The sequence below is a fragment of the Streptomyces sp. NPDC002896 genome (assembly GCF_040295225.1).
Classification (GTDB): Bacteria; Actinomycetota; Actinomycetes; order Streptomycetales; family Streptomycetaceae; genus Streptomyces.
Window position 1 is genome coordinate 1 of the sequence record NZ_JBEOVA010000050.1, and the last position, 15,730, is coordinate 15,730.

Below are 15,730 nucleotides of genomic sequence, written 5' to 3' on the forward strand. Positions count from 1 at the left end.
TGCAGTGGAGTTGGGAACAGATCTCCTTCGGAACGGCCATACCCTGACAACGAGCCCGCACCTGTAAAGCAGCACCTTGATTCTTTACGGCTTCAGTGGGCCGTCTACGTCCACATCCAGCTGACGTGGCAGCAGACCTCCGCCGCTGGGAAGACATGGCGGAGTTGGGCGATGCCGCCCAGGCACGGCAGGCCGCCTCTGAGATCGGACGGCTCCTGGACGAAGCCCACCCGGCCATCGGCCTCCCGGTCCGGTGAGCACGGACTGGCGCTGGGAGTACGATCCCGACCACGACCACATGGCGGGCGGCATCCCCGTTCACGTGGTGGCGGAAGTGGAACGTTTGACCGGCCAGCTCGTCGACCTCGCCGGGGGTTACTTCCGCAGAAGACCCTCGCAGGGACGGGGAAAGCCAAGCGAATCGTTCGAGACGACCCGGGGAGCGTCGTGTCCGACCGGCGTCGCCCTGGCGTCCGAGTCGTCGGAGAAGTAGCCGAACCAGCCTGAGGTCGGCCCACCCGCTGTGGTGCTGCTCGTCGTTCACGCGGCGCCACGGCCAACTCGTGGCAAATCTCGTTATCAGGCGCTGTTGCCGTCGGGCCCGCTCGACGCGCGGTCTTCGACCAGAGAGGTGAGGGCGTGCAGTCCTCCGACCACCTCGGCCGCGGTGGGGGCCTGGTCGGGATCGGTGAGCCATTGCGTCATCACGCCCGTGAACAACGCCATTTGCGCCGCTCCGAGAGTACGGGCGATCGCCTCGTCGACCTCGTCCTCCGACGTGCCGCACAGGACGGCCGCCAGCCCCCGTCGCCCCTGCGCCTGTCCGCCGGCGAGGTAGTGCCGTAGCTCCTGGGAGTGTTCGGCCTGGAGCAGCGCCTCGAGCGTGGCCAGCCACAGCATGCGCTCGGAGGAGAAGGACCCGATGATGGCGGCCCACATGGCCTCGTACCGCTCGCGCGGGCTGTTCCCGGCCTCGCCGAAGGCCCCGAGCGTACGGCCGAGCCGGTTTCCCCACTCGTCGATCGCCTCGATGAGCGCGGCGGTCAGCAGCGCCTCCCGGGAACCGAAGTGGTAGCCGATGGCCGCCATGCTCACGCCTCCCGAGGCCGCTGAGATGTCGCGTACCGAGGTACGAGCCCATCCCTTCTCCTCCAGACAGCGTCTGGCTCCGGCCAGCAGGTCCTCACGGTTTCCCACGTCGGAGACGGTACCCGTCGGCTGGAGCAGACACCTGGGCGCATCCTATACAGCCGTCTTATACAAACGTCTTGCGCGATTGCCCAAGTCGTGAGTACGGTTTTCTCGTCGCAACCGGGCGACATGAGAATGGGGGACCTCGATGACCGACACCGCCACCCGTGCCACCCTGCTCCTCGACGAACGCCGGCTGTCCTACCTGGACTTCGGCGGCACGGGCCGTCCCTTGGTCGCACTCCACGGCCATCTGTCCGAAGGGGCCACCTTCGCCCCTCTCGCGCAGGCACTCGGCCCCGCGTGGCGCCTGATCGCACCGGACCAGCGCGGCCAGGGCGAGTCGGACCGCGCCGCCGACTACTCGCGCGAGGGGTACCTCGCCGATGTGCTGGCCCTGCTCGACCACCTGGGGCTGGACCAGGTCGTCCTCCTCGGCCACTCCCTCGGAGCCATCAACGCCTACCAGTTCGCCGCCCGGCACCCCGAGCGCGTCAGCGCGCTGATCAACGTCGAGGGAGCCGCCGCGCTCGGCCTCGACGGCTCGAACCCCTTCGGCTTCCTGCTGAACCTGCCGTACGAGGCCCCCACTCGTGAGGCACTCCTCGCGGGCATGGGCCCTGCCGCGCCGTACTTCTCCGACCGCCTGCGTGAAAACCGGGACGGCGGTTGGCGGTTGCCGTTCCACCCCCAGGACATGTACCAGTCGGAGGACCAGGTGCATGGAGACCACTGGGACGACTGGACCGCCACCACCTGCCCCGCTCTGCTGATCCGTGGCACAAAGGGTGTCATCCCGTCCGAGCAGGCCGTCGCCATGGCGGAACGCCGCCCTGGCACCAGGACGGCGGAACTGGACGCCGACCACCTGATCCCGACCAGCGCCCCGGACGAGTTCGCCGCCGAGGTCCGCACGTTCCTCGCCGCGCTGTAGCGGGCTCCGCACATCAGAGTGGGTCCTGCTGCCAGCTCCTTTTGGACGCGCGGAGTCCTGAGTGGCTTTCAGTGGCCCTGGATTGCGAGGGCTCCGACCGAGATCTGGTCGGAGCCCTCGTCTGAGTTCGCGGCTGGGCCACGGCGCGGGCATCCTCCCCGGACCCAGACCGCATACCCCAGACCGCATACCCCGGTTCGAGACGAATGGCTGTCGCTCAGTCGTCGAGAACGGCGAGTTCGATCCGGTCCAGCCGGCCCCGGTCCGCGATGACGTCGATCCCCGTGATGCCGTCCTCGGCGATCGTGAAGGTGAGGATCAGGGACAGTCTGCCGTACGGCGCCATCGCGAGGCCGACCCTTCCGTCCGGAGCGCCAGGCCGGTGAAGCGGGCCCGGCACGTGGCGGCCATCGCGCCCTTGGCGACCGTGTGAGCGCCGCTGACCACGACGGGTTCGGGCGTGGGGATGACCCACTTTTCGGCGGTGAGGACGACGTCCGGGTGCAGCAGCGCGACCAGCGCGTCGAAGTCCTTGCCGCGGGTGGCGGCCAGGAACGCGTCGACGATCTCGCGGGTCTGATCGGCGGCGGGCGCCGAGGCGTCGCCCTTGACGCGTCGGCGGGCGCGGCTTGCAAGTTGTCTCGCCGCGGCCAGCGAGCGCTCGATGGGCACGCCCGGGCCACCACCGTGGTCAGCCACCCGGTGAGGTTCTCCACGCCGTCGATGTCGGCGCGGCCGGCGCGCAGCCAGGCCTCCTACACCGCGTCCTCGGCCTCGCTGAGCGAGCCGAGCATCTGGACAGTCGCCGGTCGGATCAGCCTCCGAGAATGCCGCCGAACTGCGGATAACCCGCTGTCGAGACGCCCACGGCGGACGGGGAGAGCGACACCGCGCCCGTAGTGGTGATCTTGGTGCCGTTGGACTTCAGGACCGTGACCGCTCCGTTGCCCGTGTTCTCGCCCATCACGCCGATGGTGAGGTCGGACTTGCCGTCCGCGTTGAGGTCCGAGAGCAGGACGTCTCCGCCGAACATGTCCCTGAGCTCGCTGCTGCCGGGGACGCCAGCCGTGTCCTGGGTGAACTGCTGGGCTCCGGAGGCCGTATTCAGGCCGGAGCCGGAGCCGTACAGGACCGTCACCGCGCCGCTGTCGCCCGTGCCCGAGGCCGTCCCGTCCTCGAAGGGCGTGCCGATGGCGACATCCGCGTGACCGTCGCCGTTGATGTCGCCGACGGTGACCTCCCAGCCGAAGCCGTCCGCCCCCTCGGCGGTGCCGGGTACGCCTTCGGTGTCCTGGAAGACCGTGGTGGTACCGCCGTCCGGCCCGGTGGCCGTGCCGTAGGTGATGTGGATGTTGCCGCCGATGGAAGTGCCGGGCTGCTCCTCGGAGTTCGAGGCGTCGAAGGTCATGCCGGTCACCACGTCGCCGAAGCCGTCACCGTTGATGTCGCCGATGTCGCTGACGATGCCGCCGCTGAGTTCGGCGGTGCTGGAGCCGGGGCCCGCGGGGGTGCCGGGCAGGAAGTAGTTGGTGCTGTAGGCCGTGCCGGTGGCGGACCAGCCGCTGACCACGACATCGTCCTTGCCGTCGGCGTTCACGTCGCCCGCGGTGAGCTTCTCCACGCCGTACAGGTTGCCGCCGCGTACCGGGGTGGTGACGGAGGAGCGGGAGCCCACCGTGCCCGACTTGGCGATGCCGCCCTTGAAGACACGGACCACATTAGAGGTGTCGCCGGTCACGAGGTCGGTCTTGCCGTCCCCGTCGAAGTCGCCCGCGGCCACGTCGTGGCCGAAATGGTCGTGGCTGCTCGCGGCCGGGTCGGCGACGGTGGTGCCGCCGCGCAGGCCGGAGGAGGAGCCCCAGATCACGGCGACGGTTCCGGCGCCGGCGTCACCGGACACGTCTTCCTCCGGGGCGCCGACGGCGAGGTCGGTGTACCCGTCCCCGTTGAAGTCCCCGGGTGAGGTGGACATGCCGAACATGTCGCCCGCCTCGGCTGTGCCGGGCACGCCCGTGGAGTTCTGTGTGATGGTGGTGCGCTTGCTCGCGCTGATGCCGCTTGCCGAGCCGTAGAACACGGTGATCTGCCCGGCGCCCTCGTGACCGCCGACGGATGCCTCGGGCGCGGAGACGGCGATGTCCGGGTAGCCGTCGAGGTTGAAGTCGGCCTCGTGCGGCTGGGTCGCGGAAGCACCCGCGGCGGCCGTGGCCGTACCCGCGGACAGCGAGACGAGTCCGCCGGTGAGCGCGGCGGCGGCCGCCGTCGCGGCGGCAAGCCGCATGCGGCTCGGGCTCGGCTCCGGGATGCGCTTGTGCTTGGCCATACGGCTCTCCTGGCTGCAGGCGGCGATGCCCGGCGGGGCATCCGCGGTCGACAGTGCGCGGACCGCCTGTGTTTGCCAGAAGTTGTCCTGGACGTCGCGTGGCGGTTGGCGAAACAGGAGACATGTACGGGGGCTCGAGGGTTGTACGTGACTTCGTAGAACTTTTGCGTGCCCCGCAGGCGCTTCCCCGCGACGCCGAGCAGTGGCCATCTCCGCTGAGCGGTGCCCGTCTCCAGTGATCCCTGGGACGGACACCGCTCGGCTGTCTCAATTCGGGTGTATCGGTACGGTTCCGTCAGTACGGCGCAGGACCGTACCCCGCCATGGAGGAAGGCCCGTAACCGGCCATGGAAGGCGCGTAAGGCGACATCGTCGGAGCGAGTTGCACCCCCGGGGTCAGGCCGAGGGCGACCAGGGCGTCGGGGAGGCCGCGGCCGGTGCGGGCGCCCTCGAGGGTGCCGGGGGCGGCCAGGGGGCGGCAGCTCGACGCGATGATGTCGAAGAGGTGCTGCACACGGACGGGTCCCCGCGGCGGCAGGTCGCCGCGGAAGTCCTCGTGGTGGGCGAGGACGAGGGCGGCGAGGCCGACGACGTGGGCGGTGGCGGTGCTGGTGCCGTCCAGCGCCGCGTATCCGCCGTGCGGCGAGCACGACAGGACCGCCACGCCGGGGGCCGCCACGTCGACCTCGGGACCGAAGCAGCTGAAGCGCGCGGCGAACAGGCCTTCGGGGGTCAGGGGCGGGGCCGCGTGGGTGGCCTGTGAGGTGTCGGGCGGATACGAGCCCAAGGCGCCCAGCGCGCCGACGGTGAAGACGGTGGGCAGCGAACCCGGGAAGGCGACCGGGCCGGCCATGTCGCCCGCGGGGGCGATGCACGCGATCCCAGCGGCGTGGGCATCGGCGAGTTTCCGCGAGACCAGTGCCGACGGGTACGGGGTGGCCACGCCGATGTGGGCGATGTCGATCTCGTTCTCGATGCAGTGGTCGAGCGCCGCGATCAAGTCGCTGAAACAGCCGCCGGGCAGTACCCGGCACGCCTCGATCTGGGCGTCGACGGCGATGCCGATAACCCCTGTGCCGGTGTCGGCCGCGGCGATGATGCCCGCCGCATGGGTGCCGGTGCCCACCATGTCGTGGGCCCAGCCGCGCTCCGTACCGCCGACGATGTCGACGCCGGAGCGCACCCGGTCCTTGAGATCGGCGTGGTCCGTGGCGATGCCCGAGCCGATGACCGCGATCTTGATGCCGAAGGCGCGGAAGGTGGGCGGCAGCCGGTCCACCCGCATGGCCTGCTGGCCCCAGCCGTACTGCTGCCGTTCGTCGAGCCCCGGGTACACCTTCGTCAGCGGGGTGAGGGTGACCAGGTTCTCCTCGGTCACCGACAGGTCCGGGCGGTTGATCCAGCGGTCCACGTAGCCGCCCGCTGGACGGACGTACAGGGCCTGGATGGACTGCGGGGTCTCCGTGGCCAGCACGATGGTGGCCGTTCCGTCGTCGCCGGTGATGCCCTGGACAGGCCACGACGCGCCGATCAGGAACACCCCGGCCCCGGCCAGCGGTTCGCCGTCCGGGCCGCAGACACGCAACGAGATCTCCACCGCGTGCTCCAGCGGCACGACCATCCCGGGATCGCTGAGCGGGAGGACGCCGGCGTTCGCCGTTGGGGCCGGGCCGGTCCCTCCCAGGAGCAGGTCCGGCTCGACGTGGACGTGTACCGACCGCATCGCCGGCACCTGGTCCTCGGCCGCTTCGACCACGGCGATCTCTGGGCAGTTGGGGCGCAGCCCGGCCCCCTCGAGCTTCGCCGAGGGCCGGAGCCTGCGGATGACTCTGACCTCGGGCATCCGCTCCAGCCGGTCGCAGACCGCGTCCATGCCGAGCTCGGCGACCGCCGGCGGGAGCATGTACTGGGGCAGCGGCGTCACCAGGTACCGCTCACGGCGCGGCCGCACCGACACCTGCGACCGGGCGCCCTTCCTGCCGGGCTCCTCCTCCTTGCCGGCGCGTCCGGATCCGGCCGCCCCCGCACCCCCGGACTCCTTTTCGCTTCCGTTTTCGGGCCTGTTCTTGACCATCACGTCCACCTTCACCACGCCTCTGTCGTTCCCTGTGCTCCTGATCCGGGGTGCTCCTGATCCGCGTGCTCCTGAATCCGCGTTCCCTGAACCCGCGTGCTCCTGATCCGGCGAGCGGGCGGCCCGTGCTCCCGCGGTGATGGCACGTGCTCCCACGTGGCCCGTCCTCCCACGGTGATGCGGTGTGCCCGGACGTCTCCGGGGCACACCGCACCCTGCCGCCCAGGCGTCAGCCGATGCCGAAGGGCTGCTGCGTCATCTGGCCGAAGCCGAAGCCGGGCTGCTGGTACTGCTGGTACGGCTGCTGGCCGAACCCGCCGCCCCACTGCTGGCCCATGCCCTGCTGGCCGCCGCCCCACTGCTGGCCGCCACCCTGCTGGGACTGCTGCGACTGCTGGAGCAGCGTCACGATCGCCGTCGGCAGCGCCTGCTGCACGGACTGCTCAACGGCGTGCCGGATGCCGCTGTGCAGCGAGCGGTGCAACGCGAGTGCCAGGTACGGGTGCGCCTGCTGGGCGAGGCCCTGCTGCTGGAGCTGCTGCTGGATCTGCTGGATCTGCTGGAACGTCTGCTGTACTCGCTGCGCGACCTGCTGCGCAGCCTGCTGACAGGCCTGCTGGACTGCCTGCTGAACCGCCTGCGCGATCGGCTGCTGACCCATTTGCTGGCCGAACTGCTGCTGCTGCTGCGGCTGAGTACCGGTCATTACGGACATGAATCCTCCGCGGGATGAATGTGATGAAAATCCAACACAGAAAAAGCCTCGGGTAAAAGACCAGGGCGAAAGGCCACGGGCATAAGACCGGGGGCAAGCACCCAGACCCGCAGGCGTTTTGTCGGATTCTCGTGGCATTTGAACGGTAGATCGAGCGCGGCGGCGCCGCAATCGGACCGACGCGTCCCGCACACCGGGAAAAGCCACCCGTCCGGATCACCGCGTCATCCACCGAACGCATCAGCAGCGGCAGCGGAACCACGCCTTCGGGGCGACCTCGGGACGACTTTTTGATCTAGCCCTCGGGTTCCGCTTCTCGAAACAACTTCGACGAGCCCGAAACGGCTTAAGCCGGTTCCAGGCGCCAGAAAGGGCTGTCCTCGACTTCCGCCCGCCCGCAACCAGTTCCATGGGCTCGAAAGTTCATGTCCCCCCATCCACCTGCACGAAAGGCCGGTCTCGGGTTCCACTCGGCGGGCGCCGCTCCGGCTCCCGGAACTGGGCCGACCGGCTCGCTCGACGTTCGTACGGACCGGCTCCCCTGCCACCCGTCCGGCGGCGGATCCCAGCCGGGCCGAGCCGGGATTCCGTCGAGGTTGCAGGATTCCGGGATTGCAGGACTGTCGCGGGATTGCACGACTGTCGCGGGATTGCGGAGCATGGGATTGCCACGGTGGTGGGATTGCCGCGAATCATGGAAATTCCCTGAATCATGGAAATGCCAGGGAATGCGGGACTTCAGGGGACGATCCGGCTTTCGCCTAGCGCGACGGGCCCCTGCATCCCACGCGCCCTATACTTGACCGCCCGAACCGCCCGCATCCGACGTGCGCCGTTTCGGACTCCGTTTCCGCGTCCATTTCCGGTGTTTCACGGCGAATTTCAGGGGCGCCAGGGTGATCCAGAAGCACATGGCCGCGGTCGGCGAGACGAAGGCGAGCGGCACGGCGACACCGAACACGAGGACGCTGGAGCCCGCGTCCATGGCGAGGTGCCTCGTTCTGAGTAAGGCGGCCCGCTCCGGCGGCCGCGCACGCAGGAGCTTCTGGACCGCGAAGACCAGCGCCACATGGACGGCGTTGGTTGTGGCGACGCTGCCGAGTAGACGGCGACGGCCAGGGCCTGGCCGGTGTATTCGGCCAGCAGCGACGACGGGAACGGCAACAGGGCGATCAGGGCGAGGCCGCGAAGACCCCGTCCGACAGCGCCGCCAGCCGCTCGGCACCCTTGGGCTGCGCATCGTCGACCACAACTGTCGATCTTCTCCCGGGGCCTCCGGGAGAAGCATCCGCGCGGCGCCGTTCGCAGTAGCGCTGCGTCCGCGGTCCGCGACGGCCGCTGCGTCAGTCGGCGCTGCCGCTGCCGTACGGGCGCGTCAGTATCTCCATGTTGTGCCCGTTCGGGTCGTCGAAGTACGTGCCGCGGCCGCCGTCGTTCGTGTTGATCTCGTTGACGCGGCGGTGGTACGGGTCCGCCCAGTACGTGAGTCCCGCGGCGCGGATGCGGGCGAAGATGGCGTCGAAGTCGGCCTCGGAGACGAGGAACGCGTAGTGCTGCGGAGTGATCTCGCCCTCGGCCTCCATGTAGTCCAGGGTGACGCCGTTGTGGGTGTTGACCGGGATGAACGGGCCGAACGGCGCGCTCGTCTCGAGGCCCAGGAGGCCGGCGAGGAACTGCGCCGATGCCTTCTTGTCGTGCGCGGCGACGATGGTGTGGTTCAGCTCGACGGACATCGTGCAGGCCTCCCCGGGTGTGGTGCGGTTGACCTTGACGTTTCCGGTGCGCGGTACGCCGTGGCGTGCCGTCGCCTTCGGCACCTTCCACGCTAGGCAGCCGCCATCGGCCGTGGCATCCGTCGATCGGCCGAGTTCCGGTCCGCCGCTCGCCCTGGGCCCCCGGCCCCAGAACACGCCGTAGGGGGCGCCCACCAGGCGCCCCCAACGGCTCAGCCCGTGCTCACGACTCAGATCGTCGCCGTGTCGATCACGAAGCGGTACCGCACGTCGCTGGCGAGCACCCGCTCGTACGCCTCGTTGATCTGGTCGGCGCGGATCAGCTCGATCTCGGCGCCGAGGCCGTGCTCCGCACAGAAGTCGAGCATCTCCTGGGTCTCCTGGATGCCGCCGATGCCCGAGCCGGCGAGGGTCTTGCGGCCGCCGATCAGCGAGAACAGGTTGATCGAGATCGGCTCCTCCGGCGCGCCCACGTTCACCAGCGCGCCGTCCGTCTTCAGCAGCGACAGGAAAGCGCCGAAGTCCAGCGGCGCGGAGACCGTGGAGAGGATCAGGTCGAAGGTTCCGCGCAGCTTCTCGAAGGTCTCCGGGTCGCTGGTCGCGTAGTAGTGGTCGGCGCCCAGCTTCAGCCCGTCGTCCTTCTTGCGCAGCGACTGCGACAGGACGGTCACCTCGGCGCCCAAAGCGTGTGCGATCTTGACACCCATGTGTCCGAGGCCGCCCATGCCGAGGACGGCGACCTTCTTGCCGCGGCCCGCGTTCCAGTGCCTGAGCGGGGAGTACGTGGTGATGCCGGCGCAGAGCAGCGGCGCGGCCTCGTCGAGGCCGAGGCCGTCGGGGATGCGCACGACGAAGTTCTCGTCGACGACGATGCGGGTGGAGTAGCCGCCGTAGGTGGGCTCGCCGTCCTTGCCGATGGCGTTGTACGTGCCGACGTTGCCCTTGAGGCAGTACTGCTCGAGGCCGGCCTTGCAGTTCTCGCACTCGCGGCACGAGTCGACCATGCAGCCGACGCCCACGCGGTCGCCGACGGTGTACTTGGTGACGCCCGGGCCGACCTCGGCGACGACGCCCGCGATCTCGTGGCCGGGCACCATCGGGAAGATCGCCTCGCCCCAGCCCTCACGGGCCTGGTGGATGTCCGAGTGGCAGATGCCCGCGAACCTGATGTCGATCAGCACGTCGAACTCGCCGACCGGACGGCGCGCGATCGTGGTGCGCTCCAGCGGGGCCTTGGGCGCGGGCGCGGCGTATGCGGGAACGGCGGAAACAGCAGAAAGATCGGAAGCGGCGGAAGCGGTGGTCATGCCGGGTCTCCTCGGGGGGTACCGTGCCCGGCTGCCTTCTCGTCCGGCTTCTCACCCGGGCACGACGGCAATCCTGCCGGACCACCCCGATGCCGCCCAGACCACGGCTCTGCCTATGACCAGCGGTCCTACCACTGGCGGGGTCAGGTTCCTGTGCGTACGACCATGAATACTGGGAGGCATGGACATACAGCCTGGCGAGGAGAGCGTGGTCGGCCCCGCCCCCGAGCAGCCTCTCGACCGGCGTGCCGAGCTCAGCGAGTTCCTGCGCACCCGCCGGGCCCGGCTGAAGCCGGAGGACGTCGGGCTGCCGGACTTCGGGCGGCACCGGCGGGTCCCGGGGCTGCGCCGCGAGGAGCTCGCGCAGCTCGCCGGGGTCTCCGTGGCGTACTACACACGGCTCGAGCAGGGCAACGGCCGCAACGTGTCGGCGGAGGTCCTGGACGCGATCGCGCGCGCCCTGCGCCTGACCGACGCCGAGTACGCCCATCTGACGCATCTCGCCAAGCCGAAGCAGCACAAGAAGAAGACGTCCGCCCGGACCCAGCAGGTACGGGGCGCACTGCGGCAGCTCATCGACACGCTGGACGGCGTGCCCGCGTACGTGGTGGGGCGGCGGTCGGAGATCCTCGCCTGGAACCGGATGGCCGCGGCGCTCTTCGGCGACTGGTCGGAGCTGCCGCCGCAGGAGCGGAACTGGGCGCGGATGGTGTTCCTGTCCCCCGCCTACCGCGACCTGTTCGTGGACTGGGACACCAAGGCGGCCGACATGGTCAGCTATCTGCGTATGGACGCGGGTTGCCATCCCGACGACCCGCGGCTGTCCGCCCTGGTCGGCGAGCTGTCGGTGAAGAGCGAGGACTTCCGGCGGCTGTGGGCCACGCACGACGTGAAGGAGAAGAGCCATGGGGTCAAGCGGATGCGGCATCCGCTTGTCGGGGAACTGACCCTGTCCTTCGAGACGTTCAGGCTTCCTGACGACCATGAGCAGTCGGTCGTCGTGTACCACGCGGAGCCGGGGTCTGCGTCTGCCGAGGCGTTGCGGCTGCTCGGCAGCTGGGGCGTCGATGCGAGTGTGGGCAGCCACTACGGCTGATACGGCGGCACCGCCCCCCAATTCCACCTCGGCACCGGCTGCTCCCCCGGCGGGACCGCGTCCGGGCCCGAGAAGTACACCGCGAGCCGGGTGCCCCACTCGATGTACGCCAGAAACGCCGAGCGGAACTCCGCGTCCGTGGGGAGGCCCGCCTCGTCCGCCGCGTCCTGGATGAGGTTCACCCAGCGGCGGCGCTGCGGTTCGGTGATGCCCTTGCCCAGGTGTTTGGCGACCATGTGGCCGTGGCCGCCCTGCTGTTCCGAGTAGGCGGGCGGGCCGCCGAAGACCTCGCCGAGCCAGAGCGCGACATGCTCGGCGTGCTCGGGCGCGAGGCCCTCGAAGAGGGGCGCCAGGAGGTCGTCGGCGAGCACCTTCTCGTAGAAGACCTCGGTGAGCCGTGAGAAGGCCTCGGCTCCGCCCGCCCAGGCGTAGAGGGTCGGGACGGAGGCGCCCGTGCCGCGCACCGTGGTGGGGGTGTAGTGGCGCATCTCCTCGATGTTCGAGACGTACGGCCGGATCTCGGCGAAGAACTCCGTGAAGAGTTCCGATCCCCGGAAACCCTCCAGGTGGTCCTTCGTCGATGTCCAGGTGATGCGCAGGATGTAGTGCTCGAAGTCGTCCTCGCAGCGGGCGAGTTCGTAGTCGACGCACTGGGGCGCCTCCGCGAGGTACGAGGCGGCGCGGGTGTAGGCGGCGAGGAACTCCGCGGACCGCTCCTCGGGAATGCGGTAGCGGATGTATTCGACGGTATGGGCGGTCATGTCCCCAGGGAAACACGGAAGGCCCGCCGGACCATGAGGTTCCGGCGGGCCGTTCGTGCGTGTCAGCGCTGGGCGTAACGCCCTCCCGTACTACGCGTCACTTGCCGTAGTACGCGTTGTAGATCGACACCGTCGACTTGTTGCCCTTCTTGTCCGTGATCTTGGCGTGGAAGGAGATGCCCTTGCCCTTCGCCGGGTTCTTCACGGTGACCTTGCCGTTCTTCACGGTCAGCTTCTTCCAGGTCTGGCCGTAGTCGTACGACACGTACACCGACAGCGACTTCAGGTTGCTGCCCTTGGCAGCGCCCTGGACGGTCACCGGGACGGACTGGGTCTTGCCGGCGGTAGCCGTGCTGTCCAGGCCGAGGGCCGGGCCGAAGCGCGCCGTGGAGAGCGGCAGCTGCTTGGTGTCGGTGGTCTTCTTGGAGCGGAAGGTCCAGCTGGTGTCGACGCGGGTGGAGGCCGTGCCGACCTTGACGCTGCGCTTGATGGACGAGGTCAGCTTGTACGCGGCGTCCGCGGACGGGACCTTGAACTCGCCGGAGCCGTCAAGCGGGTCCTCGGTCTCGGCGATCTTGGTGCCGTTGCGGTACAGCGTCGTCTTCACCGACAGGTACACCGAGGAACCGGCGTGGTTCTTGCCGTCGGCGTACATCGGCAGGTAGCCCGCGATGCTGTTGCCGTCCCGGAAGACCCCGTAGGTGGTGCTCAGGCGCGGCCCGAAGACGCCGGTGTTGAACGTCTTCGTGGAGGTCGTGCCCGCCTTGAAGGTCTGCGGGGTGCCGAGCGTGTAGAATGCCTCCGTGATCGGCCAGCCGTCCTCGTCCTTGCCGCCGTACTGCTCGACGTCGAAGGACCACTGCACCTTGTTCGCCGTGGACAGGTACAGCGTCCGCGTGCCGGGCAGCGCTTGCGGGAAGGAGATCGCCGAGCCGCCGAAGCTGTCGGGCAGGTAGCCCCAAGCGGTGACCGCGCCCGTCTTGCCCTTGGCCGAGGCGCCGAGGCCGACCTTCACGGTGGCGAGTTCGCTCGCCTTGTAGTGCTTGGTGTAACCGGTGGCGAGCTGCTTCACGCGGGCGCCGGCCGTGGTGTCGTACTGGGCGTCGTCGCCCTTGACCCAGTGCCCGTCCCACTGCTGCTGCAGCGAGCCGTCGGTGATCTGCGGACCGAGGCCGCGGGTGTGGAAGTTGTCGTACGTGTCGAGCCACCAGCCGTACCCGTAGCTGCCGTCGTCCGTGTCGACCGTGTAGGACGGCGAAGCGAACGCCGACTCGGCGGCCGCGTCCGGCACGGTGATGTCCACCGGCTTGGCGGTCCGGGCGTCGAGGGTGATCGTCGTGTTCTTGGTGATGCTCAGCTTCGGCTGGGCGAGCCAGTCGATGCCCGTGGCGGCGTCCTCCGGGTCGACGACCATGGAGGAGTTCAGGATGTAGCCGCCCTTGGGGACGCGGACCGTGACCGTGCCGGAAGCGTCGTACGGCATGAACCAGGTGTTCTCGGCGAGACCCGAGATCCCGGACAGGTCGGTGAAGTACGTCTCGGACGGCTTCCCGTCACGGCCGATGTGGTTGAACGTCACGTCGTACGACTCGACCTCGCGCTCGACCGCCGCGGCCGTGCGCACGGACTGGCCGCCGCCGGTCGCCACGACATACGCGGAGTATGTGCCGTCGACCGTGCCGCCCAGCTTGCTGTTGGCCGTCAGATCGACCGAGGCCTTGCCGCCCGCCGGGACCGTGACCTGCTTCGCGCCGAGCGTGAAGAAACCGGCCGGGGCCGCCGCGCCCTTGGGGTTGGTGGCCGTCGCCGTCAGGTCGAGGGTGACGTCCTTGGTGCCCAGGTTGCGGTAGACGACCTGCTTGGTCACCGGGGTGTCGTCCGTGTGCGGCCACTGCTGCACACCGAAGCTCACCGACACCGGGTCGGCGATGACGCTCTGCGTGATGGCCTTGTCGACCTGGATACGGCCCGAACCCTGCTGGAACGGCGTGTACTTGCCGCCCTTCGTGGACGCGGTCAGCGCGCCCTTCAGCTCGGCGTACGTCCAGTCCGGGTGCTCCTGCTTGAGGATCGCGGCGGCACCGGCGACGTGCGGGGTCGCCATCGACGTACCGGAGATGGTCAGGTACCCGTCGGGGTTCTGGCCGACCTCCTGGTCGATGACGCTGCCCGGGGCCGCGGCCGCGGTGATGTCCACACCCGGCGCGGTGACATCCGGCTTGATCGCGCCGTCGCCGACGCGCGGGCCGGTGCTGGAGAAGTCGGCCAGCTTGTCGTTGTCGTCGACCGCGCCGACGGTGAGCGCGGCGTCCGCGCTGCCCGGCGAACCGATCGAGTTGGGGCCGGAGTTGCCCGCAGCGACGGCGAACAGGATGCCCTTCTCGGCCGACAGCTTGTTGATCTCGGCCTCGAGCGGGTCCACCTCGGGGGTGTCCTGGCCGCCCAGGCTGAGGTTGACGACGTCGGCGCCCTGCTCGGCCGCCCACTCCATGCCCGCGATGATGCCGGAGTCGTCACCGGAGCCGTCGTCGCCGAGCACCTTGCCGTTGAGCAGCTCGGCACCGGGGGCGACGCCCTTGTACTTCCCGCCGGACTTGGCGCCCGTACCGGCCGCGATGGACGCGACGTGCGTGCCGTGCCCGAACCGGTCCACAGCGTCGGCCGCGGTGGAGAAGTTCTTCTCGGCGACCACCTGGTCCTTGAGGTCCGGGTGGGTCGCGTCGATGCCGGTGTCCAGGACGGCGATCTTCACGCCCTTGCCGTCGTAGCCTGCCGCCCACGCCTTGGGCGCACCGATCTGCGGGACGCTCTTGTCGAGGCTCGCCTTACGGATGCCGTCCAGCCAGACGGTGCCGACACCGGCGGCGGTGGTGAGGGAGCCGTTGCTCTGCTCCCGGGTGACGGCGTCCCACAGCTCGGTGGCGTCGTCCTTGGGCGTCGTGACCGCGTCGGCGTTCAGCGTCTTGAGGGTCCTGCGGACCTGGGTGTCGCCCGCGTCGCGCACCTCCGCCCTGGCAGCGGAGGCCGATGCGCCCTTGTAGCCGACGATCAGCTTGAGGCCCTTCTTCTGGGCCTTGCGGTTGGCGGCCTTGTTCAGCTCGGTGACGTCGAAAAGACGCCGGTCGATCTTGCCTGCGGCGATCAGGCGCTGTGCGTCGAACGGCACCACGTAGGTGTGCCCGTCCGCCGTCCGCGTGGTCACGGGTATGTGCTCGCGGCCCTTGGCCCGTTCGAGCCCGGCGACGCGACCCTTCGCGTCGACGAGGACACGGTCACCGGTGATCAGCGTGATGCGGTGCTTGGGCCCGAGGTCGGCGCCCGCGGCCCGGGACGTGCTGCTGTTCTCACCGTTCGCGGACGCCGGGTTGGTCATGCCCGCCGCCAGCGCCACGGCGGCTGCCGCGGCGACGGTGGTTGCGCACGCTCTTTTCACTTGTCTGCGCAAGTCTCCCCCATGAGACGAAATGTGCCGGATGAACCTGGTTCATCCGGCCGGGGGTTGTCACGCACGTATGCCCGTACGCCCCCCGGAATACGGAGTATGCCGGGGGGCGAACAACTGCTCAATAGTGAGGCGTGTGTGAAGAGTTGGCGAC

At 69.4% G+C, this 15,730-nt stretch carries 13 protein-coding genes; 4 read left to right on the forward strand and 9 right to left on the reverse strand.

Annotated features, from left to right (window positions below):
* Positions 1–125 precede the first annotated feature (125 nt).
* Entirely contained in the window at positions 126–257 is a 132-nt protein-coding gene (locus tag ABT009_RS43315) for a hypothetical protein (protein WP_351307572.1), read from the forward strand.
* Positions 258–579: 322 nt separating this feature from the next.
* Here the strand turns inward: ABT009_RS43315 and ABT009_RS43320 are convergent, their stop codons facing one another.
* Positions 580–1,197: a TetR/AcrR family transcriptional regulator gene (locus ABT009_RS43320; RefSeq protein WP_351307575.1), complete on the reverse strand. Its 618-nt coding sequence runs from the start codon at positions 1,195–1,197 to the stop codon at positions 580–582.
* Positions 1,198–1,339: 142 nt separating this feature from the next.
* On the opposite strand from ABT009_RS43320, the gene ABT009_RS43325 reads away from it, so the two are divergent.
* Positions 1,340–2,125, forward strand: coding sequence for an alpha/beta fold hydrolase (locus tag ABT009_RS43325; RefSeq protein WP_351307578.1), 786 nt, complete (start codon positions 1,340–1,342; stop codon positions 2,123–2,125).
* 217 nt (positions 2,126–2,342) lie between these two features.
* Here the strand turns inward: ABT009_RS43325 and ABT009_RS47630 are convergent, their stop codons facing one another.
* The 4 genes from ABT009_RS47630 to ABT009_RS43340 form a co-directional block, all read right to left on the reverse strand.
* Positions 2,343–2,471: a hypothetical protein gene (locus ABT009_RS47630; protein ID WP_502990073.1), complete on the reverse strand. Its 129-nt coding sequence runs from the start codon at positions 2,469–2,471 to the stop codon at positions 2,343–2,345.
* Positions 2,444–2,824 (reverse strand): hypothetical protein, encoded by a 381-nt coding sequence (locus tag ABT009_RS43330; RefSeq protein WP_502990074.1) that lies wholly within the window; start codon positions 2,822–2,824, stop codon positions 2,444–2,446. The genes ABT009_RS47630 and ABT009_RS43330 overlap by 28 nt, the downstream gene beginning before the upstream one ends.
* Before the next feature lie 115 nt (positions 2,825–2,939).
* On the reverse strand, positions 2,940–4,448 hold the full coding sequence (locus ABT009_RS43335) for an FG-GAP-like repeat-containing protein (RefSeq protein ID WP_351307581.1): 1,509 nt from the start codon (positions 4,446–4,448) through the stop codon (positions 2,940–2,942).
* A 295-nt stretch (positions 4,449–4,743) separates the two neighbouring features.
* Positions 4,744–6,522, reverse strand: coding sequence for a S8 family serine peptidase (locus ABT009_RS43340; protein ID WP_351307584.1), 1,779 nt, complete (start codon positions 6,520–6,522; stop codon positions 4,744–4,746).
* A gap of 184 nt (positions 6,523–6,706) precedes the next feature.
* Between ABT009_RS43340 and ABT009_RS43345 the strand changes: the two genes are divergently transcribed.
* Positions 6,707–7,255, forward strand: a complete 549-nt coding sequence (locus ABT009_RS43345; RefSeq protein WP_351307586.1) for a hypothetical protein — start codon at positions 6,707–6,709, stop codon at positions 7,253–7,255.
* A gap of 1,325 nt (positions 7,256–8,580) precedes the next feature.
* Here ABT009_RS43345 and ABT009_RS43350 read toward each other — a convergent pair.
* Both ABT009_RS43350 and ABT009_RS43355 read right to left on the reverse strand, forming a co-directional pair.
* Entirely contained in the window at positions 8,581–8,970 is a 390-nt protein-coding gene (locus ABT009_RS43350; protein ID WP_351307659.1) for a VOC family protein, read from the reverse strand.
* A 230-nt stretch (positions 8,971–9,200) separates the two neighbouring features.
* Positions 9,201–10,277: an NAD(P)-dependent alcohol dehydrogenase gene (locus ABT009_RS43355; protein WP_351307589.1), complete on the reverse strand. Its 1,077-nt coding sequence runs from the start codon at positions 10,275–10,277 to the stop codon at positions 9,201–9,203.
* A 181-nt stretch (positions 10,278–10,458) separates the two neighbouring features.
* On the opposite strand from ABT009_RS43355, the gene ABT009_RS43360 reads away from it, so the two are divergent.
* Positions 10,459–11,373 carry a helix-turn-helix domain-containing protein gene (locus ABT009_RS43360; protein ID WP_351307592.1) on the forward strand — a complete coding sequence of 305 codons (915 nt, stop codon included), beginning with the start codon at positions 10,459–10,461 and terminating at the stop codon, positions 11,371–11,373.
* Here ABT009_RS43360 and ABT009_RS43365 read toward each other — a convergent pair.
* Together ABT009_RS43365 and ABT009_RS43370 are read right to left on the reverse strand one after the other, a co-directional pair.
* Entirely contained in the window at positions 11,364–12,134 is a 771-nt protein-coding gene (locus tag ABT009_RS43365; RefSeq protein WP_351307595.1) for a group II truncated hemoglobin, read from the reverse strand. The two genes, ABT009_RS43360 and ABT009_RS43365, sit on opposite strands and share 10 nt — an antisense overlap.
* A gap of 97 nt (positions 12,135–12,231) precedes the next feature.
* Positions 12,232–15,567 (reverse strand): S8 family peptidase, encoded by a 3,336-nt coding sequence (locus ABT009_RS43370; RefSeq protein WP_351307598.1) that lies wholly within the window; start codon positions 15,565–15,567, stop codon positions 12,232–12,234.
* Between the last annotated feature and the right edge of the window lie 163 nt (positions 15,568–15,730).

Bases quoted from the DNA above. Each gene is read 5' to 3' on its own strand.
- ABT009_RS43355 (WP_351307589.1), bottom strand. From the start codon at position 10,277: ATGACCACCGCTTCCGCCGCTTCCGATCTTTCTGCTGTTTCCGCCGTT.
- ABT009_RS43350 (WP_351307659.1), bottom strand. From the start codon at position 8,970: ATGTCCGTCGAGCTGAACCACACCATCGTCGCCGCGCACGACAAGAAG.
- ABT009_RS43365 (WP_351307595.1), bottom strand. From the start codon at position 12,134: ATGACCGCCCATACCGTCGAATACATCCGCTACCGCATTCCCGAGGAG.
- ABT009_RS43325 (WP_351307578.1), top strand. From the start codon at position 1,340: ATGACCGACACCGCCACCCGTGCCACCCTGCTCCTCGACGAACGCCGG.
- ABT009_RS47630 (WP_502990073.1), bottom strand. From the start codon at position 2,471: ATGGCGCCGTACGGCAGACTGTCCCTGATCCTCACCTTCACGATCGCC.
- ABT009_RS43335 (WP_351307581.1), bottom strand. From the start codon at position 4,448: ATGGCCAAGCACAAGCGCATCCCGGAGCCGAGCCCGAGCCGCATGCGG.
- ABT009_RS43340 (WP_351307584.1), bottom strand. From the start codon at position 6,522: ATGGTCAAGAACAGGCCCGAAAACGGAAGCGAAAAGGAGTCCGGGGGT.
- ABT009_RS43360 (WP_351307592.1), top strand. From the start codon at position 10,459: ATGGACATACAGCCTGGCGAGGAGAGCGTGGTCGGCCCCGCCCCCGAG.